The 19854-nt window shown below is 67.9% G+C and carries 17 protein-coding genes; 8 read left to right on the top strand and 9 right to left on the bottom strand.

The annotated features are described in order from the left end of the window. The first annotated feature begins 131 nt into the window (after nt 1–131). Nucleotides 132–272: a hypothetical protein gene (locus tag NOCYR_RS29665; RefSeq protein WP_158430138.1), complete on the top strand. Its 141-nt coding sequence runs from the start codon at nt 132–134 to the stop codon at nt 270–272. Nucleotides 273–328: 56 nt separating this feature from the next. On the opposite strand, the gene NOCYR_RS07625 is transcribed toward NOCYR_RS29665, so the two are convergent. Beyond that, on the bottom strand, nt 329–1729 hold the full coding sequence (locus NOCYR_RS07625; RefSeq protein ID WP_175587276.1) for a glycine--tRNA ligase: 1401 nt from the start codon (nt 1727–1729) through the stop codon (nt 329–331). Nucleotides 1730–1915: 186 nt separating this feature from the next. Here NOCYR_RS07625 and NOCYR_RS07620 point away from each other — a divergent pair, with 186 nt between their 5' ends. Continuing rightward, nucleotides 1916–2266 carry an ArsR/SmtB family transcription factor gene (locus NOCYR_RS07620; RefSeq protein ID WP_014349778.1) on the top strand — a complete coding sequence of 117 codons (351 nt, stop codon included), beginning with the start codon at nt 1916–1918 and terminating at the stop codon, nt 2264–2266. A gap of 2 nt (nt 2267–2268) precedes the next feature. After that, nucleotides 2269–2697: a Fur family transcriptional regulator gene (locus tag NOCYR_RS07615; RefSeq protein WP_171050154.1), complete on the top strand. Its 429-nt coding sequence runs from the start codon at nt 2269–2271 to the stop codon at nt 2695–2697. Nucleotides 2698–2760: 63 nt separating this feature from the next. Here the strand turns inward: NOCYR_RS07615 and NOCYR_RS07610 are convergent, their stop codons facing one another. Further along, nucleotides 2761–3735: a hypothetical protein gene (locus tag NOCYR_RS07610; protein WP_014349776.1), complete on the bottom strand. Its 975-nt coding sequence runs from the start codon at nt 3733–3735 to the stop codon at nt 2761–2763. 101 nt (nt 3736–3836) lie between these two features. Here NOCYR_RS07610 and NOCYR_RS07605 point away from each other — a divergent pair, with 101 nt between their 5' ends. Then, entirely contained in the window at nt 3837–4442 is a 606-nt protein-coding gene (locus NOCYR_RS07605) for a TetR/AcrR family transcriptional regulator (protein WP_014349775.1), read from the top strand. Between the two features lie 7 nt (nt 4443–4449). Here NOCYR_RS07605 and NOCYR_RS07600 read toward each other — a convergent pair whose 3' ends face one another. The 5 genes from NOCYR_RS07600 to NOCYR_RS29660 all read right to left on the bottom strand — a co-directional run bounded on the left by NOCYR_RS07600 (nt 4450) and on the right by NOCYR_RS29660 (nt 7691). Next, nucleotides 4450–4875 carry a YbjN domain-containing protein gene (locus NOCYR_RS07600; RefSeq protein ID WP_014349774.1) on the bottom strand — a complete coding sequence of 142 codons (426 nt, stop codon included), beginning with the start codon at nt 4873–4875 and terminating at the stop codon, nt 4450–4452. Beyond that, the gene (locus NOCYR_RS07595) at nt 4872–5693 is read right to left on the bottom strand and encodes an isoprenyl transferase (protein ID WP_014349773.1); all 822 of its coding nucleotides are present in this window, start codon (nt 5691–5693) and stop codon (nt 4872–4874) included. Before NOCYR_RS07595 ends, NOCYR_RS07600 begins: the two co-directional genes overlap by 4 nt. An 89-nt stretch (nt 5694–5782) precedes the next feature. Beyond that, the gene (gene recO, locus NOCYR_RS07590) at nt 5783–6562 is read right to left on the bottom strand and encodes a DNA repair protein RecO (RefSeq protein WP_014349772.1); all 780 of its coding nucleotides are present in this window, start codon (nt 6560–6562) and stop codon (nt 5783–5785) included. A 49-nt stretch (nt 6563–6611) separates the two neighbouring features. Then, nucleotides 6612–7214 (bottom strand): TetR/AcrR family transcriptional regulator, encoded by a 603-nt coding sequence (locus NOCYR_RS07585; RefSeq protein WP_148280562.1) that lies wholly within the window; start codon nt 7212–7214, stop codon nt 6612–6614. Nucleotides 7215–7517: 303 nt separating this feature from the next. After that, a complete protein-coding gene (locus NOCYR_RS29660) occupies nt 7518–7691 on the bottom strand; it encodes a hypothetical protein (protein WP_158430136.1) in 174 nt (57 codons plus the stop codon). A 96-nt stretch (nt 7692–7787) separates the two neighbouring features. On the opposite strand from NOCYR_RS29660, the gene NOCYR_RS30715 reads away from it, so the two are divergent. The 3 genes from NOCYR_RS30715 to NOCYR_RS07570 all read left to right on the top strand — a co-directional run bounded on the left by NOCYR_RS30715 (nt 7788) and on the right by NOCYR_RS07570 (nt 14459). After that, nucleotides 7788–12416, top strand: coding sequence for an ADP-ribosyltransferase (locus NOCYR_RS30715; RefSeq protein ID WP_148280561.1), 4629 nt, complete (start codon nt 7788–7790; stop codon nt 12414–12416). Between the two features lie 46 nt (nt 12417–12462). Then, entirely contained in the window at nt 12463–13272 is an 810-nt protein-coding gene (locus NOCYR_RS07575; protein ID WP_148280560.1) for a hypothetical protein, read from the top strand. Nucleotides 13273–13361: 89 nt separating this feature from the next. Next, nucleotides 13362–14459, top strand: a complete 1098-nt coding sequence (locus NOCYR_RS07570; protein ID WP_014349768.1) for a hypothetical protein — start codon at nt 13362–13364, stop codon at nt 14457–14459. A gap of 60 nt (nt 14460–14519) precedes the next feature. Here the strand turns inward: NOCYR_RS07570 and NOCYR_RS07565 are convergent, their stop codons facing one another. Then, complete coding sequence (locus NOCYR_RS07565; RefSeq protein WP_014349767.1) at nt 14520–15386, bottom strand: alpha/beta fold hydrolase; 867 nt, start codon at nt 15384–15386, stop codon at nt 14520–14522. Nucleotides 15387–15539: 153 nt separating this feature from the next. Here NOCYR_RS07565 and NOCYR_RS07560 point away from each other — a divergent pair, with 153 nt between their 5' ends. Continuing rightward, nucleotides 15540–16976: an amidase gene (locus NOCYR_RS07560; protein WP_014349766.1), complete on the top strand. Its 1437-nt coding sequence runs from the start codon at nt 15540–15542 to the stop codon at nt 16974–16976. A 7-nt stretch (nt 16977–16983) separates the two neighbouring features. Here the strand turns inward: NOCYR_RS07560 and NOCYR_RS07555 are convergent, their stop codons facing one another. Continuing rightward, on the bottom strand, nt 16984–19785 hold the full coding sequence (locus NOCYR_RS07555) for a hypothetical protein (protein ID WP_014349765.1): 2802 nt from the start codon (nt 19783–19785) through the stop codon (nt 16984–16986). Nucleotides 19786–19854 lie beyond the last annotated feature (69 nt).

Raw genomic sequence — 19854 nt, 5'->3', positions numbered from 1 at the left:
GCTGGCGACGAATTTTTGAAAATATCTCGTTTCTCTTCGCTGGGGCCGATACGCTCCCTCACACTCCCGCGGGCGCACCGCCCACAACCGGGAGCGTCGAGCCCGCTCGACAGCACGATGAGGAGAACACCATGCACAAGCACCCCACCAGGACCGACACCAGCACCGGTAGCGCGGCAGGCGGCAACGCCGACGGCGGAGTCCTGGCCCTGCTGATGGGACTGATCCAGTCCATGTCCACCGGCAGCGGAGCCAGCAGCGGATTGGGCTGACGCACAACGACCGAGGGCCGGTTACCGCATCGCGGCAACCGGCCCTTCGCGTCGGATCAGGCGCCCAGCAGGTGCTTGGCCAGATAGCCCTCGACCTGGTCCAGCGCGATCCGCTCCTGCGCCATGGAATCGCGCTCACGGATCGTGACGGCCTGGTCGTCGAGGGTGTCGAAATCGACGGTGATGCAGAACGGGGTACCGATCTCGTCCTGACGACGGTAGCGACGGCCGATCGCACCGGCATCGTCGAACTCGACGTTCCAGTACTTACGCAGCTGCGCGGCAAGATCTTTCGCCTTCGGCGTCAGGTCGGCATTGCGCGACAGCGGCAGCACCGCGGCCTTGACCGGCGAGAGCCTGCGGTCCAGTCGCAGCACCGTGCGGGTGTCCACACCGCCCTTGGCGTTGGGCGCCTCGTCCTCGGCGTAGGCGTCGACCAGGAACGCCATCAGCGAACGCGTCAGGCCGGCCGCCGGCTCGATGACGTAGGGAATGTAGCGCTCCTTGGTGTTCTGGTCGAAGTAGACCAGGTCGGTGCCGGAGTGCTCGGAGTGCGTCTTCAGGTCGTAATCGGTGCGGTTGGCGATGCCCTCGAGCTCGCCCCACTCGCCACCCTGGAAGCGGAAGCGGTACTCGATGTCGGTGGTGCCGGCCGAGTAGTGCGACAGCTTTTCCTTCGGGTGCTCGAACAGCCGCAGGTTGTCCGGGTCGATACCGAGGTCGGTGTACCAGGAGAAGCGGGTGTCGATCCAGTACTTGTGCCATTCGGCGTCTTCACCCGGCTTGACGAAGAACTCCATCTCCATCTGCTCGAACTCGCGGGTGCGGAAGATGAAGTTGCCTGGGGTGATCTCGTTGCGGAAGCTCTTGCCGATCTGGGCGATACCGAACGGCGGCTTCTTGCGCGCGGTGGTCATCACGTTGGCGAAGTTGACGAAGATGCCCTGCGCGGTTTCCGGGCGCAGGTAGTGCAGGCCCTCTTCGTCGTCGACCGGGCCGAGGAAGGTCTTGAGCAGGCCGGAGAAGTTGCGCGGCTCGGTCCACTTACCGGGCTGGCCGGTCTCGGGGTCGTTGATATCGGCCAGGCCGTTGGCCGGCGGGTGGCCGTGCTTTTCCTCGTAGGCCTCGAGCAGATGGTCGGCGCGGTAGCGCTTGTGCGTGTGCAGCGATTCGACCAGCGGGTCGGTGAAGGTAGCCACGTGGCCGGAGGCCTCCCAGACCTGGCGCGGCAGGATCACCGAGGAGTCCAGGCCGACAACGTCCTCGCGGCTGGTGACCATGGCGCGCCACCACTGCTTCTTGATGTTCTCTTTCAGCTCGACGCCGAGCGGACCGTAATCCCAGGCCGACTTGGTGCCTCCGTAGATCTCACCGCACGGGTACACCAGACCCCGGCGCTTGGCGAGGTTGGCAACGGTGTCCACCTTCGACTTGGGTGCCACGCGAGAATTCTCCATCCAGTACGAGTCGGAATCGGGCGGCCGGATCGGGCCCATGCGGCGGATCCGCCTACATTGGATCTGCCGACTGGCTACAGCCTATCGACCCTCCACAACCGGGTTTCCACCACCACGGCATGCCAATTTGACATGCGCACCTGTGCATATCAAAATGGGATCGCTTTCCAATAAGGAGATGGTTCGATGACTGCCGAGACGGCCACCGCTCACCCGCACAACCCGTATCGGTCCCCCGCTCCCGCGCCGGTCCCCACCCGGACCGTCCTCGAGGACGCCGGAGAACTGCTGCGCGCACTCGCCGCCCCCGTTCGCATCGCGATCGTGCTACAACTGCGGGAGTCGCCGCGTTGCGTGCACGAGTTGGTCGACGCGCTCGGCGTCACACAGCCGCTGGTCAGCCAGCACCTGCGCATTCTCAAATCGGCAGGTGTGGTGCACGGCGAACGTTCGGGACGCGAGGTGCTCTACGAACTCGTCGACGACCATCTGGCCCATATCGTCGTCGATGCCGTCGCGCACGTGGAGGAAGGTTGATCGTGTCGGACAAGTTGGTCGTTTCGCAGAAGCCGGTGGGTATCCGCAGTACCCGCCAGCGCAGCGCGATCGCCGCGCTCCTCGGCGATATCGAGGAATTCCGGTCCGCCCAGGAGTTGCACGACGAACTGCGCCGCCGCGGCGAAGGCATCGGCCTGACCACCGTCTACCGCACCCTCCAGTCGCTGGCCGACGCCGGCATGGTCGACGTCCTGCGCACCGACTCCGGTGAGTCCATCTACCGGCAGTGCTCCACCGGCCATCATCACCACCTGGTGTGCCGTCGCTGCGGGCGCACCATCGAGGTCGAGGGCCCGACGGTGGAGGCCTGGGCCGAATCCGTCGCCGACAAGCACGGTTTCACCGACATCAGCCACACGCTGGAAATCTTCGGGACCTGCCGGTCCTGCGCGGACGAATCGCGCAGCTGAATTTCGCAGCAGAAGGCCGTCACCGGACGAACCGGTGACGGCCCTGCTTGCTGAAGTGCGGCGCTAACCCGCCATCGCGGGAACCGGCGCGGAGGCCTGCGCATCGGAGCTGCGCCGTTCGCGGATTGCACCGACGGCCAGCAGCGCCACCGCCACACCGGCCCACACCAGCAGCACCACCAGCGGGCCGGTGGCACCGGCACCGTCGAAGAAGGCCACCGAGCGCAGCAGCGACGCGGCCGCGCCGGGCGGCAGCAGCTGACCGATGGCGCCCCACGGCTGCGGCAGCAGTTCCGGGGCGGAGGTGGCGGCGGAGAACGGGTTGCCGATCAGCAGCATGGTCAGCGCGGCGATGCCGATGCCCGCGCGGCCGATCACCGTCGCGAGACCGGCGACGGTGCCCGCCACTGCGAACGACACCAGCCCGGCCACCGCGGACAGCACCAGGTAATTGCCCGGGATCAGCGACAACCAGCCCTGCACGATCACCATGCTCAGCAGCCCGCCGGCCACCGCGAAGCTCAGCAGTCCGGTCAGCCGGCCCATCGCCGACGGCACCAGCAGCGTCAGCAGCACACCCGCGGCGATACCCGACATCACCAGCGGCAGCGCCATCGCACCGAATCCGATGCCACGGGGATCATCGGGGTCGGCGGCGACCAGATCCTCCACCGCGGCCGCCGGAACGCCGGACATCTGCTGCGCGACCTGCGTCAATTGCTGGGCGACGGCCGGGCTGGCACCGGAGGCGACGAGCACCCGCGGCGCTCCCCCGCCTGTGACGATCGCGCCGTAGACCTCCCGATCGGTGATCGCGGCGCGGGCAGCGTTCTCATCGGACGTCGTGGTGATCTCGAAGGCGTCGGGGTCGTGTGCGGCCAGCCGTTCGGCGACCATCGCCGCCTGCGGGCCCGTCACCGCCACCGGGAGATCCCGCGGCGCCATATTGGCTGCGGGCCAGGCAAAGGCGATCACCATCAGCGCTTGGATCAGGGCCGCGCCGGCCCCGATGGCTACGGCGCGCTGGGTGATGTTCATGACGTTCTCCTGTAAATCGGAGGTTCGTTCTCTTTGGTGCCCTTACGGTCCCACCGGGTGCCGAACTTGTCAAGAACGGATATTCGTTTTACTTTGGGCTCATGCCCCGAGTCAGCGAAGAACACCTGGAACGCCGCAGGCAGCAGATCCTCGTCGCCGCGCAGCGCTGCTTCTCCCGCAAGGGGTTCTACAACACGTCCATGCAGGACGTCTTCGCCGAATCCGGGCTCTCCGCGGGCGCGGTATACCGCTACTTCAAGAGCAAGGATGAGCTGGTCGCGGCCCTGGCGTCCAATGCGACCGTCGATGTGCGGACCTGGATGGCCGAGGCGGTGCGCCGCGACCCGCTGCCCACCCCCGCCGAGGTCGCCGAGCACCTGCTCGAATGGCTCATGCCGCAGACCGGGCCCGAGGGCAGGCTGCGGCTGGCGCCACAGGCATGGGCGCTGGCGCTGGTCGACCCCGACGCCGCCGTCTATGTGCGCAAGGCGATACTCGGTATTCGCGATATGTGGACCGAGTACATCGGCCGCATGGTCGAGGCCGGCTGGCTACCCGAAGACACCGACATCGACGCGACCGCCGTCGCACTGTTCGGCATCCTGCCCGGATTCCTGTTGCAACAGTTGATCATCGGCGATTTCGACCCGAAGGTCGCCGTGCGCGGGGTGGCGGCGCTGTTGCCGTTCGGACCGCAACAGAACTGAGTTCGACTCAGGGCAACAGACCCTGCCGCGCCTGCCCCGCTCCCGACAGCACCAGCAGCAGCATGGTGGCCAGCGCGTTATCGTCGAGCCCGGCCGCGGGGAAGGTGTAGCGCAGCACGATATCGGCGAGCTTGCCGTGCCCGATCACCACGATCGAACCGAACTGCAAGGTGCTGTTGCGTTCGGCGACGCGCTTGTGCAGCTGCGGTTTGAGCGGCCGATCCCAGGCCAGCACGCAGGTCAGCGTCAGCACGTCCAGGCCGGTGGTGAGGTTCACCGCGCCCAGCGAGCACAGCGCGCCCTCGTAGTCGAAACGCAGCGAACCGTCGTTGTCGACGCGCACGTCGATGTCGTACATCGACAGGCACGCGCCGGCCCTGGCCTGCAATTCCAGGTCGGGCTCGAGTGCGGAATCCATATCCCCTCCGGTCATTTGGTGCCACCGAAGCGGCGGTCGCGCTTGGCGTACTCGAGGCAGGCTTCCCAGAGGTTGCGGCGATCGAAATCGGGGAACAGGGTGTCCTGGTAGACGAACTCCGCGTACGCCGACTGCCAGAGCAGGAAGTTCGAACTGCGGAACTCCCCGGACGGACGCAAGAACAAGTCCACATCGGGCATATCGGGTTCGTCGAGGTAGCGGGCCACCGTCGCCTCGTCGACCTTCTCCGGATCGATCTCGCCCGCCGCCACCCGGCGCGCGATCTCCCGTGCGGCGTCGGCGATTTCGGCTCGGCCACCGTAGTTGACGCACATGGTCAGCGTCATCACGGTGTTGTCCTTGGTCAGCTCCTGCGCGGTCTCGAGCTCCTTGATCACGCTGCGCCACAGCCGCGGGCGCCGCCCGGCCCAGCGCACCCGCACGCCCATCTCGTGCATCTCGTCACGGCGACGGCGGATGACGTCACGGTTGAAGCCCATCAGGAACCGCACCTCGTCGGGGCTGCGCCGCCAGTTCTCGGTGGAGAACGCGTAGGCCGACAGCCACTTGACCCCGATCTCGATGCATCCCTCGACGGTGTCCATCAGCACCGCTTCGCCGCGTTCGTGCCCGGCGGTGCGCGGCAGACCACGCTCCTGCGCCCAGCGGCCGTTGCCGTCCATCACCAGGGCAACGTGGTTGGGCACCAACTCCGGCGGCAGCTGCGGCGGACGCGCCCCGGACGGATGCGGCGAGGGCGGGCGAACAGCGCGGGTTTCCCCCGGCCGGACAGCGTTGCCCGGACCGGCGGAGGAGTCTCGGCGGAGGATCACGGGTCTATCCTGCCCGATGCCGTGAACGCGACGTCATCGCGTTCGGGTAGCCGACCGGTCGGTGTGGTGCACGACGGTCGACGGCGCGCTCAGCCGGCCCGGTCGCCGGAGGAGGCGAGTGCGCTGGCACTCGCCGGGCGGGACCGTTCGATCAGCGGCAACGTCCGCAGCTGCCGCTCGAGATGCCATTGCAGATGCGCCGCGATCAGACCGCTGGCCTGGCGGCGGGTGGCGTCGGGGACGGTGTCGACGAAATCCCATTCGCCGCGATGCAGGGCGATCATCAGATCGAGCACCCCGGGGCCGGGCGTCGCCGCACCGGGGGGACGGCAGTGCACGCACACCGCGCCACCGGCGGCCACATGGAAGGCGCGATGCGGGCCGGGTGTGGCGCAGCGGGCGCATTCGTCAAGCGCGGGCGCCCAACCGGCGAAACCCATGGCGCGCAACAGGAATGCGTCGAGAACCAGCTCATGCGGGCGCTGGCCGGCCGCGATCGCGCGCAGGGCGCCTGCGGTGAGGATGTGCAGGCGGGCGGCGGGAGCGCGTTCCTCCCCGGCCAGTCGTTCGGCGGTTTCCAGGACCGCGCAGGCGGTGGTGTAGCGGCCGTAGTCGTCGATGATGCCCGCCGCGTTGGCCTCCACCGTGTGCACCTGGGTGATGGTGTCGAGATTGCGCCCGGGATGCAGCTGCACATCGATGTAGGCGAACGGTTCCAGCCGGGCGCCGAAGCGCGATTTCGTCCGCCGCACACCCTTGGCGACCGCGCGAACGAGACCGTTCTGCCTGGTCAGCAATGTGACGATGCGGTCGGCTTCGCCCAGCTTGTGCTGGCGGAGTACGACGGCATGGTCACGGTACAAACGCACGTGCTCAGTCTTTCACGAATGGGTGACAGCAGGCATCAGGCACGGCCGCTCACCCGGTCCGCAGGATGCCCGCGACCAACATCATCAGCGACTGCTGCGCCTGCATTCGCGCGGCGTCCGGGTCGTCGGCGTGTGCGACGATCAGGCCCGACTCGGCCACCGCACTCAAGATCAGCTGCGCCAGCACCCGCACCGGGACCTCGGCGACCAGGCCGGCGGCCCGCGCGCGCTCGAGCTGGTCGATGATCACCCCGAGTCCGTGCTTCGCCTCGAATTCCCGCCAGGCCTGCCAGCCAAGCACCGCAGGGGCGTCGGAGAGCGCGATGCGGACCATGGACGGTCGCCGGCAGATCTCCAGGAAGGTGGCCAGGCCGGTGGCCATGGTCGTCAGCAGGTCGTCCGGGTCGACCGCCGCGATCGCCTGGGTGACCTCGGCCGTCGCGTCGATCTCCAGCTGCTCGAGCACCGCGAGGAACAGCCCGCGCTTGTCGCCGTAGTGATGATGCAGGGCACCGCGCGTCACCCCCGCCGCGCTCACCAGTTCCTCCGCCGAGGTGGCGGCGAATCCCTTCTCGGTGAACAGCCGCAGCCCGGCCTGCTCCAAGGCCATCCTGGTGGCCCGGGACCGATCCTCCTGACTGCGTCGCGGCATGGTGCCGAGTGAACTCCAGATCAACCGCGATCGGCAACTCGCCCGCGATCGGATGGAACCGAAACCTGATTCGCCACGTCTATGTCTGTGTCGATAGGTTCTTGGCCGAAAACGAGACGGGAGGGCGCCGGGGTGGGAATCGAAATCCCAGAGGCGTTGCAATGGGCCGCGAAGTACGTCGTCGGGGCCGGTGACTGGCCCGAGGGCGATGAGACCGCCATGCGGCGCATGGCCGACGCCTACACTGCCGCCGCCACCACCCTCGACGACCTCGGCGACGACGCCCAACGCCAAGTCAACCAGCTACTCGCCGCGTTGGACGGGCAGAGCGCGGACGCGATCGAGGCGTTCTGGAAGAAACTCGGCAACGACGACGGCGCCCTGTCCGCGCTGACCGGGCTGCTGAAGGATCAGGCCGATGTCGTCGACGACGGCGCCAACGACATCGAACACACCAAACTGATGATCATCGCCCAACTGGTCATCTTCGCCGTCGAAATGGCCGCCGCGCTGGCCGCGATGGCCACCGGCGTCGGCGCCCCCGCCGGAGCTGCCGCCGGGGCCGCAGCGCGAGTGGCCACTCAGATCACCATCCGCATGCTGATGAAACAGCTACTCCAGCGGATCGTCACCCGAGTCGTGAAGGAAGCCGCCCTCGGCGCGCTGGAGGAGGGCGGGCTCGATCTGGGGATCCGCCTGATCCAGGCCGCCAAGGGCGACCGGGAACTGTCCCGCGACGACTTCACCGCCGTCTGGCAATCCGCCGCCGGCGGCGCGATCGGCGGCGCCATCTCCGGCGGGCTGGGCCGCGAGGGCGGACTCACCAACGGCGTCGGCGACGCCGCCGGCGAAGGCCTGGGCAACGCCGTCGGCAACCGCGCCAAACAATTCGCCACCGACTACGCCACCGAAGTCGCCTCTGACATCGGCTCCCAAGCCGCCATGGCGGGAATTACCGGCGAAGAATTCGAACTCTCCGCCGACACCTTCACCAGCGCCGCCGCCGGCGCGGCGCAAAACCAGTTCGACCGCGGCGGAGACGACGGCGGAGACACCGGGGCCGGCAACGACTCCGACAACGGGCCCGACAACGACCCCGAATCCGGGAACGACGACTCCGGGCGCGGCGACAACGACGGCGACCGCGGCGACAACGACGGCGACCGGGGCGGCAACCAGAACCAGGCCAACAACGCAGGCAACCACGGCGACCGCGGCGGAGACAACCCCAGCAACCAGCCGAACCAAACCAGCCCGGCCAACGCCAACAGCAACGACTCCGGCAACAACAACGAGACGCCCGCCCGCACCCAACCCGCCTCCACCGACACCCCCACCAGCTCCGGCAACGACGGCCCCCGCACCACCGACAACCCCAACAGCAACAACGACCGCGGCGGCGAGAACACCCCAAGCAACACCGACACGGGCAACCAGCCCAACCAAACCAGCCCCGACAACGCGAGCAGCAACGACGACTCCGGCAACGGCAACGGCAACGGCAACGGCAACGGCAACGGCAACGAGCCTCCCGCCCGCACTCAGCCCGCGTCCGCGGACGACCCCGCCGACGACACCGGCGTCGACAATCCACCCGCCGACCAGTCCCGGAGCACCGAGCCGACTTCCGAGGCGCCGGGTGGCAGCCAGGGCGCCGACGGTCCCGCCGGCAGGGAACAAACACCGCCGACCGCGGGCGAAGCCGGCAACACCAATTCGGACAACAACTCCGATGACGGCGCCCGCACCACCGACGCCGGCAACAATCCGCCGCCCGCCGATCCGCCGAACCAACCGCCCGCCCCCACCGGCGGCGACGACAACGACGGCTCGAACCAGCCCGGCGACAACACCAACCAGAACCCGAGTTCCCTCGACCTCCCGGCCCAGGACAATCCGCCGTCCCAGGCCCCGAGCTCGCTCGACCTGCCCGATCAGGACGACACCGCCGGCGCGGACTCGCAGCCCCCGAATTCGCTCGACCTTCCGGAGCAGCAGCCTGCCGCCGGCCCGCCCGGCACCAACCCGCTCGATCTCCCGGCCCAGGACGACCCGCAGTCGGCACCCCCGAGCCAGGAACCGTCGCTCGATCTTCCTGCCCAGAGCGACAATCCGGTCGGCTCGACCACTGCCCCGCTGGACCTCCCCCCGCAGGACAACTCCCCGGGCAGCGGCGACTCCCCGGCCCAGAACAGCACATCGACCGGCCAGAGCAGCAGCGCACCGACCTCTGGCCTGCCGTCGTCGCCCGGCATGTCCAGCGCACCTCCCCAGTCGGCGGCACCGAGCACCACGCCCCCACCGGCCCAGCACTCCGGCCCCACCTCCGGCGACCAGTCCGACCCGCAGACGAGTCCGCAGGACCCCGCGAACTCCTCCACCACAGCAGCGTCGGCCGCCACCGCCACGGCCCCGCCGCCCACATCGTTCGCGGCTCCGGCCCAACCCGCCGACTCACCGCGCTCCACCACACCCACCGACCCCTCCGCCACACCCGCGCAATCGGCACAGCCGACCCCGCAGAGCGGACCCCAGCGCCCGGCGCAATCCACCCAGTCGCCGAACCCGACGCGTCCAGACACCACACCCTCCGGAAACCCGGCAGACCCCCGCGGCAGCACCACAACGCCGAACCCGACCACGACGCGGCCCGACCGTGCGGCGACGAATCCGCCTGGGCGCACGGCGGATTCGTCCCCCTCGAACGGCATCCCGCCCGCCGACAGTCGATCACGGACGACCGCATCGTCCAGCCGGACCGAATCCGACCCGCAGACGCCCCCGCGTCCCACCGCCGATCCCGCAACCGGTCCTACACGGGCGACGTCCGCGCCGACCGACCCGCCTCCGACGTCCGCGCCCCCAGCGGCACCGTCGACGCAACGAACCACCGACAGCCCCGCGCCGCGTGATTCGTCATCCGAGCAGACCGACGACGAAACCGCCTTCTCCGGCGGTGTGATCCGTCCCCGAGATGACGCCTCCGCCTTCGATTGGGCCGAGGATGCCTACGACAGATTCCGCGGCGACGACAGCGACATCGATCCGATCGCGCAGAATCTCGCGAACCACCGCCGCGCCGACGGCTCGACCTTCACGCGCGAAGACATCGAGCAGATCAAGAACCATCTGTTCCGAGCCGTTCATGCCTGCGTCGACTACGACGGCAATATCGTCCACCAGCGTTTCGACGCCAACCCGGACATCGCCGAAGCCTGGATCCGGCTCCGCGCCGGACGCCCGCTACCAGCCGATATGGTGTTGCTGGAGCACGAGCTGGCCGAATCGACCTACATGCGTGAGCATCCGGGCGCGACCTACCAGGAAGCTCACGCACACGCGAACGAATCCCACAACTGGTCCCGCGACGTCCCGCCGCGGACCGGCGAACGCTACGACACGCATTGGAGCGAACCCGGTGGCACTGCTGGTGTACTACAACAAGATCCGCAACGACCCGAACGAGGTGGAGTACCAGTTCGGGGAGACCAGGGACAACCTGGACCGGACCCTGACGATCGACAAGGCAACCGAAACCGCCCGATCGGACCAACCGGAGGACGGGATTTTTCGGACCACAGCGGGCCGAATCGTGCACCGAGCCCGCCGCGAGAAGGAGTGGCCCCAGAACGGAATGATCGCCTCGTAGGCACCTCCCCCGCCCATTCCCCCACGACCCCAGACCCCACCACCCGCACGCCCACTCCAACCCCACCCCTCTACGCCCACCAGGACCCCGACTTCCACCGCCGACGGTCCCAGCTGCCGGAATGGTGGCCACGCAACAACTCGACGACCCCGTCGACAACAAACCCGACACACACCCCGTCACCGACACGCACTCCCGCACCCCCACACAACACCGCACCGGCACACACCCCGCCCGCGGGCCCCGCATCACGCCCCACCCACCCGCTACCACCCCGCGGCGACGAACACATCACCCGCGCCCCAGAATCCACCCCGGCCTCCCGCCCGGCCGCCCACACGCCGCCACCGTCACGCCTGGCAGCCCACACGCCGCCGCCGTCACGCCCAGCAGCACACACGCCGACCCCGGCACGCCCAGCACCTGCAACCCCACCGGCACCCCCACCGCGCACCCCCGCGCGCCCACACACCACCCCGGCCGCACATTCCTCCCCACCGCGACCCCCGAGCCCAACCCCGCGCCCGACACCACCTCCACCAGCCGCATCGCACACCCCGAGTCCCGTAAACCCGGCTGGCACAAGACCACCGAGTGCTACCCCGCCGGCGCGCCCGAGCCGGTGGAAACGATGGTTCGGCGGTTGGAGAAACTCCGCAGCTCCCTCTCCAAGCCACAGTCCTGCTGGAGGCCGGCCCCATCCAACGCCACCCGTGCGCCGATTCAGCTCGGACGCCGAGGGGCACTGGTATGGCGAGCAGATCCTCGGACGAACCCGAGACGGCATGCCTGCGCCGGAATTCCGCGAACTACACCAATACACGGTCAATTCGTGGATCAACAATTACATGCGAAACTCAAACCCTGGACAGTGGCTGAACGATTTGCATCGGGACCACCACTACTTCCAGAACCTCGCCCCACTGACCGGGCCGACCAATTCGCCGACCATCAGACAGTTGCGAATGTTGGCAAATCGCACTGATCTGAGCCCGGAGCAGCAGCACATCATCCGTTCCATTCTTTCCGATCGACTTCCGGACAGACGCGCACAAGAGATATGGCGCAATGCGAGCACTCTCGGCCGTATGATGCACGACTTCGGTCGACCAATCACGCATGACCTTTTCTATGCACACCTTGCCGGGCTCGACCGCGCACTGGCCCGTCCGCTACCCGAGCGCGTCGAAGCCGTTCGCGGACTACAAGAAGTCAGCTTCATGACAATCGATGAATTCGGCACTGAGCTTGGTAGCGGGGATCCGCGCCGTCTCGTTGGAACCATTCAGACTGAGACGGGCTACATTTCCTCCAGCCTCGGAGCCAGGCCTCCAGCACGGTTCGATGGTCCAGTGCGTATGGAATTCGACCTCCCGGCCGGCACGCATGCGGGTTGGATGGGAGCTCGAAGCGCGTTCCCCGATCAGCGTGAATTGATATTGCAGCGTGGCACCCAGTACGAGATCAGGGAAGTGATCGAGAATCCTTCTGGCGAAAGGTACACAGGCGTACGATACCTTATCCGAGCCAGAGTGATACCGCCAGTTCCCTGAAAACAAACGAAACCAAATTTTCACCTCTTTAATTAGGAGCTCTGACATGGAAGATCACGAGCAGAATTCTCCAACGTTTCCTCCGCCGCGGTTCTCGAACACATACGAGGCATGGACGCGACGGCCGGTTATCTACCTTCCGATTATCCGACAGGGGGTGTTGATTGGATATCTGTGGGCCGGCATGGGCGTCGAGGCCGCTGGCTATATTCGCAGAGTTTCCGCCGACCCCGACAATCTCACATGCGCGGAGTTCTGGGAGGAACGCTTTCTCGAGAACCACCGGAATTCACTTAGCGCGGAACAAGCCATCCGCCACTGGATCGGATATCCGGAGGATCCCCGTTGCGGCGGAGTTCCTGCCGGAGCTGTCGTGCAGCAGGCGAATTCCATACAGGGGCTGTGGGACCAGCTCAATCCTGAAGGCCCTCCGATGGGTCCGGGCCCACTGGTCCAGGACGACATCTTTCCGGACGGAACGCCGACGGGCCCTGACAGGCACTGGAGTGCACCACATGTTGCCAACCCTCCGACCTATGCAGGTGAGACGTCGACACCCGTCCATTTTCTCGAGGTCACCAAGAACGGGGAAGTCGTCGGGTTCCTCTGGGCGTCGCCGACCGAGCAGGCGGCGGGCTACCTGCCGCTCCGGTATGCCGGACTGGAGGGCATCAACGGGCGAGGTCTGTGGCTGATCCGGCTCAGCAGGTGCTTCGCAGAGCGACGCCACCCCGTCGACGCGATCCGCTACTGCCGCAGTTTCCCCTACGACGAGTACTCCGGTTGGATCGAACCCGATGCGCCGGAAGGCATCGCGCCGTCGCTGGCCGAGCTGCGTGAGGCTGCCAACGAATGAATGCCGCACAACGCTGGTCGGATCCTGGGGCGAGCTCCCGATTATCGACGGGCTATGCGTTGCCGCCAAGCACGGGGGAAGGACCACGGGTGGATAGCAGCCACATCATCAATGCGGTGCTGTACAGCGTGCAGTTCGACGATCTCGCGTCGCCGCATACGGTGCGGAAGATCGCGGACAACGTCCTGGTGCGGCCGTATCTGGGGGCGAACCCGGAGGAGGTCTATGAGGCGCTCGTCGCGGGGTTGGCGTCCGGGGATCAACTGACATCCGCGATTCCGAGCAACCACGGGGAAGCGGAATTCCGGCGGTTTCTGGGGGCCGTCGTCGAGCGGCTGGATGGGATGCGGCCGTGGCCGGAGCCGCCGTTTCGGTGGTTGCCGGAGGACAGGTTCGAGGACTTCGTGAACGGTGTCGTCATCGCGGTGTCGCACCGTCCGGTGTGGCGGATCGAGCAGGTTCTCGGGCGGAGTTTTCAGCGGCGCACGGATTCTCAGCAAGAATTCCTGTTGCTGCAGTTGCGGTCTGGGGCCGAGGTCGGGTTCGTTGCACCGTACTGGCCGGATTCCAGCAGTATCGCGATTCTCACCACCACCCGGGATCGGGCGGCCGAGGACGTGCTGAGGGAACTGATCGAATGCACCGATCTCGAGCCGCGGCAGGTCACCGCTCTGCTGCCGGCGGCGAACGGGGCGGGTGGGCGGTACCGCACGACCCCGATTCAGCCCGAGTTCGTCGGCGAGGATCTGCCGGGGAACCGGCGCTGGAACGGCAGTCAGGTGACATACCTGGATGAACAGGAGCGGCAACCGTATCGCCTGCACATTCGCGACGGCCGCCTCTACGACAGCCGCGGCCAGCTCTTCGATACCGCGGCCGCGCGCACGCTGTGGACTCCGCAGGGTGGGCGGGCGATTTTCGTGATGGACGCCGACGGGGTCCTCTACTCCTCACCGCACCACATCCTCGGCAAGTTCCACCGCTCCAGCTTCCTGGGCGGAGCGCCGTCGGCCGGGGCCGGTGAGCTGGCCGCCTCGTTCGGGGTGATCCGGGTGATCTCCGATCACAGCACGCACTACCGGCCGCCGCGCCATATCACCGTGCAGGTGGTGGACAGCCTCCGCAGGCAGGGCGTAGCTATCGACGATCAGCAGGTCGAATACCACTGGCCCGCCGATCACCGGTGAGCCGGCCACGCAGGCGTAACTCGCACCTGACGCCTTCGGCCGGCTCCCGATGAACCTCGTCTACCGCACCACGTGTTCGCACATGAACTCGAGGATGTGGCGGGTCAGCTGTTCGGGCTGATCTTCCGGAAGGAAGGTGTAGGCGTCGTCGACGAGATGCAATGTCGCGTTCGGGAGTTCGCGGACCATGCGTTCGGCGAGCGGGACAGGGAAGAGCTTCTCCTCGCGGGCCCAGACCACCAGCACCGGAAAGGTGACGGACGGGAACCGGGTGGCCGCCTCCAAGGTGTAGTGGGAGCGGGCGGATTTCAGAAACCGGCGCACATCAGCGCGGATGGCTTTCGACGTGCGACTCGGCAGCAAGTACGAGTCCACGATGTCGACGGGAACGGGATGTTTGACCACCCAGCCGAAGGCGACCGGCAGCCGGTGCAGGGCCCGCACGCGCAGTAGTTCGGTCGCGAGGCGCACCGTGCCGGGGAGATGGGCGAGTGTGCCGAGCAGGGTGAACGGCTGCGGCAGGAACTTGTCGTAGCAGTCGACCGATGCCAGCACGACGCGACCGATGCGCTCGGGATGACGGGTCATCAGGATCTGGGTGATGGCGCCACCGGTGTCGTTGGCGACGATCGTGACATCGGTGAGGTCGAGTCGGTCCAGGAACGCTGCGATGAGGCCGGCGACGCCGGCGGGTGTGAGATCGGCGGCGGGCATCGCGAGGGTGTGCGAGCCGAGCGGCCAATCCGGCGACAGGCAGCGGTAACCGGCGGCCGCGACCGTCGGCACGACCTTGCGCCACAGATCGGCGTTGACCAGCAAACCGTGCACGAAGACGACGTGCGGGCCCTCACCGGTTTCGTGGTAGCGGATGCGGCCGGCCGGCAGATCGACCTCGCGTATCGGGCCGAGCGACGAGCTGATTCCCATGATTTCTCCCCTTTCATGCTGGCTATCGCCACTGTTACATACATGCCGTATGTATGTCTACAACTCGGAGGCCATGGACAACCCCAAGCAACCTGGACGGGTGACCAAATCCGCGCTACCGTGCACAACAGAGGACGAAGAGACGGAGCTCACATGCCGGAGCCGGACGACACGATGAACAGCACGGGGTCGCCCGTGCGCGGACTCGGCTTGGCCGAGCTGGCCGAGGCCATCGCGAACACGACCATCAGTTCGGTGGCCGCCACCACGGACGCGCTCGATCGCATCGAGGCCAGCCAGCCCGCGCTCAACGCGTTCCGGGTCGTGCGCAGGCAGCGGGCGCTGGCCGAGGCCGCGGCGGCGGATCGGCGGATCGCGGCGGGCGAGCGGTTGCCGCTGCTCGGCGTGCCGATCGCGATCAAGGACGACACCGATATCGCGGGTGAGCCGACGGCGTTCGGTGTCGTCGGCGATTTCGAACCGAAGCCCGAGGACGCCGAGTCGGTGCGCCGGCTGAAGGCGGCGGGCGCGGTGATCGTCGGCAAGACCAATACCTGCGAGTACGGGCAGCTGCCGTTCACCAGCGGCGCCGCCTTCGGTCACACCCGCAATCCGTGGGGTGCGCAGTACACGCCGGGCGGCTCGTCCGGTGGTTCGTCGGCGGCGGTGGCGGCGGGGCTGGTTCCCGCGGCGCTGGGTTCGGACGGGGCGGGCTCGGTGCGTATCCCGGCCGCGTGGACGAACCTGGTCGGCATCAAACCCCAACGCGGCCGGATCTCCACCTGGCCGCTGCCCGAGGCGTTCAACGGACTCACTGTCAACGGGCCGCTGGCGCGCACCGTGCGTGATGCCGCCCTGCTGCTCGACGCCGCCGCGGGTCCGCATCCTGGCGATCTGCACACGCCGGAGCCGATCACCCTGACCGACGCGGTGGGCCGCGATCCGGGACGGTTGCGCATCGCGCTGTCGTTGAACATCCCGTTCACCGCGACCAGGACCGCGCTGCATCCCGAAGTCGAGGCCGGTGTGCACCGGATCGCGAAAACCCTGCGCGAACAGGGACATTCGGTGACGGTGCGCAACCTGCATTACGGACTGCTGATGGGTGCTTCGTTCCTGCCGCGCTCGATGGCCGGCATCCGCGCGGCCCACGACCGGATGCCGGGCGCCCGGGTCGATCCGCGCACGATGGCCAATGTGCGCACCGGAATGCTGCTGAGCGGTCCCGCGCTGTTCGCGGCGCGGCAGGCGGAAGCCTTGCTGCACCGCCGGATCGGTGGCTTCTTCGACGACTTCGATGTGGTGCTCGCTCCGACGACGGCCACTCCCCCGCCCCGCGCCGAGGAGATCGACGGCATCGGCGTCATGGCCACCAACAATCTGATCACCGCGGCCTGTCCGTACACCTGGCCGTGGAATGTACTGGGGTGGCCGAGTGTCAATGTGCCCGCCGGGTTCACCGGCTCCGGCCTGCCGGTCGGCGCGCAGTTGATGGGCACCGCGAACACCGAGCCGACGCTGGTGGCACTGGCCGCGCAACTGGAATCGAAACTGCACTGGGAGCGGCATCGTCCTGAGCCCTGGTGGTGAGTTGGGTTCATCGCGGCTGCCAGACCTCGGTGGGGCTGTGCGTTCCGGCCGGGCACCCATCCGCTCCCCGGCCGGACGTATCGCCGACCGGGGTGCCGAACATGAGCAGGCATCGCGGTGCGACTTCGTCGCTGCTGAGGTCTTCGGCCATCAGCACACCGATGGTGGCGTCCTCGGCGACCCGGGACTCGGTCAGGCGCAGCACACCGGTGATGCCGGTGTAGTCCGCACCGCGTAACTCGAGCGCGATCGCGGTGCGGCTCAGCACGATCTCGCCCGAGGATTGCTCCGGCCGGGCCCGATTGGCACGCACCGCTTGCAGGAACGCACCGGCGACGTCGTAGGACAATCCGGTCCGGTCACCCGGCCAGGGTGTGCGATACAGATCCAGGTCCTCGATCAGCTCCGCGAGTGAGGCACACAGATCCTGGAATTCGAGTCCGACGCTCTCATCACCCAGTACCCCGCGCCCCTGCACACAGCCCGGTCCCGCGAGCATCACCGGAACGCCCTTGGCCACATAGCGAATCGAGAGCCCGGCCGGGATCGCCTGTCTGCCCACCGGGTCGGCGATGAACCGGGTGACCGCGTCGTTGCCGAGAATCGGCGGTGACTCGGTCGCGTGACATTCCCGGGTGACGGCATTGACGAAAGCACCGAAATCGTTGTTGCGCCCGGCGAAATACAGCAGTTCGCCCTCGCCGGGGTCGCTGCGGGCACACGGTGGTGGGAAGCCGTACAACTCCTGCTGCCGCGACCAGCTGAAGGTGTCAGCGGGAATGCCACGGGCGCCCAGCTCATCGAGGACGTCAGCCACCAGGGTGTGCACATAGATGTCGTCGGGATTGTCCGGGTGGAACACGGTGACCTTGTCGTAGCGCGGCTGGCCCGCGCGCGGCGTACCCTCCGGATACCGGGCTCCGGCCACATAGCCGGCGACCAGCCTGGCCTGCACTCGATTGCTCGGCGCCGCTTGGAAATACGTGGGTGACACCGCGTCCAGCCCATCGGCCGACAGCGTGGTGCCGAAAGTCGGCACGCCGAGATCGCCCAGACGTGCGATGGCTCGCCGCGTCTCGGCGTTGCTGCGGTCGAGTCCGATGACGCCGAGGACATCGGAATCCTCCCGGATCAGGTCACTGAGCAGGTTGTCCACCACCCAGGACGCCTGCCGCATCCCGGATCCGCCGTTGGCGATGACGATGCGCAGCAGCGGCTCGGCTTCGCTGCTCTGCGCGTTCGCGCCGCGCTGGCGCAGCACCAATCCGGCGAGTTCTTCCACTTGGGCGTGCGGATAGCGCATGTTCCGGTCGGCGTAGGTAAGGCCGGCGAAATAGACGAGCGCGACCATCGGGCGGTTCGGGTTGGCGCGGCGGATGCGGTCGGCGATGGCGTTCTGCCGGAACACCTCTCGCTGCATTTCCGACAGCTCGGGATCGTCGGCGAAGATCTGGCGGGCATTGTCGCTGTAACCGACGCATTCGCCATCGCGCACCGCCACACCGACGCCGGACCAGAACGGCCACGCGGTACAGCCGACTTGATTACGCGGGTGCACATACACCGCGGCCGCCGCCACCAAGGCCACGACCGGCACCACCGCGACCGCCGCCACCACCGATCGGCGGGCCGCCCACGGCGGCGCGGGCGGTCGGGCGAGATGGTTCTCGCCCAGGTCACCGCGGGGCACATCGGCCGGATCCGGCATACGCAGCGGCAGGTACCAGGCGGTCGCGTCGCGGTTGCGGCGACGCACCTCGATGGTGTCGCGCCACCGGCCCAGCGGGTCGCGATCGGCACCCACGGGGCGAGCCAGGTCGCCGAGGCTCGCCGCTTCCTCGCCCGTGGGCGCCCGGTCGACGGCGGCGATCACCACCAGCGGATCGAATCGGCCGGTCTCATTGCGAATGTCGTTGATCCAGCGCAGCAGGTCCGCGCCCTGACCGTTGTGCCCGACACCATCGAGCAGCGCCACCGGATAGGCGGTGCGCCGCCAACTGGACGGGCGCAGCAGCCGGCGGCGGTAGGCCTCACCGAGATCGGAGAGGAAGGCGTGCACCAGGAGTTTGGCGATCTGTTCGTGGTTTTCGCGCTCACGGCCCTGTTCGGTGAGTCGTAGCGCGAATCCCAGGAAGCTGTCGGACAGTTCGGGCGCCAGATAGCGCTGGCGCATGAACCAGCGCGGCTCCCGGGACACGCCCGGCACCAGGCCGCTGACCCACAGCCACAGCCGCACGATCGGCACGACCGCCCAGATCGCCAGCGCTATCCGCTCGATGGTGGCGCCCAGCGCACCGAAGGGTGACGGGTTGGTCTCGGGGTCGCGGCGGCCGATGCGCAGCAGCCGGGGCAGCCGCGCGCGCAGTTCGGCGGCGTCGATCGGGGCGCCGGCCGAGCGCTGCCGGGTGAGCCAGTCGGCGGCGTGGTAGCGCGGGAACTCGATGGGCCCCATGGCCGTGTTGTCGGAGATGAGCCGGCGGCTCAGTTCCTCGAGCACGGGCAGACAGTTCTCGGTCGACTCCTCGCCGTCGAATCGGGTCGCCGACGCGGTGTCGGGGGTGAGCGCCGGCGCCGGCAGCGCGCCCACGTCGACGTAGGCGCGCGGAACCGCCCGATTGGACGAGCGACCCAGCCAGTCGTGGGTCTGTTCGAGCAGCGGGCCGGCTTCCTCGGCGACCAGGCAGACCATCGGCGGCGGCAGCGGACGCCGGCGCCGTAGCAGTGTGCGCACGATGCGTGGCCGCTCGTCGGGCACCATCAGCCCGCGCAGCAACTGGAGGAACCCGGCTATCTCGTCCTGGTTCGCCATCGACCCTCCCCTGGTCCGGCAGCGCCGCACACTCTCTGCGCGCGGACCTGAACTGTACCGCGCGGCACC

The organism is Nocardia cyriacigeorgica GUH-2 (assembly GCF_000284035.1).
Taxonomy (GTDB): Bacteria; Actinomycetota; Actinomycetes; order Mycobacteriales; family Mycobacteriaceae; genus Nocardia; species Nocardia cyriacigeorgica_B.
Note: the sequence above shows the minus strand (reverse complement) of the source record. Positions and strands in the feature narration are given on the sequence as shown.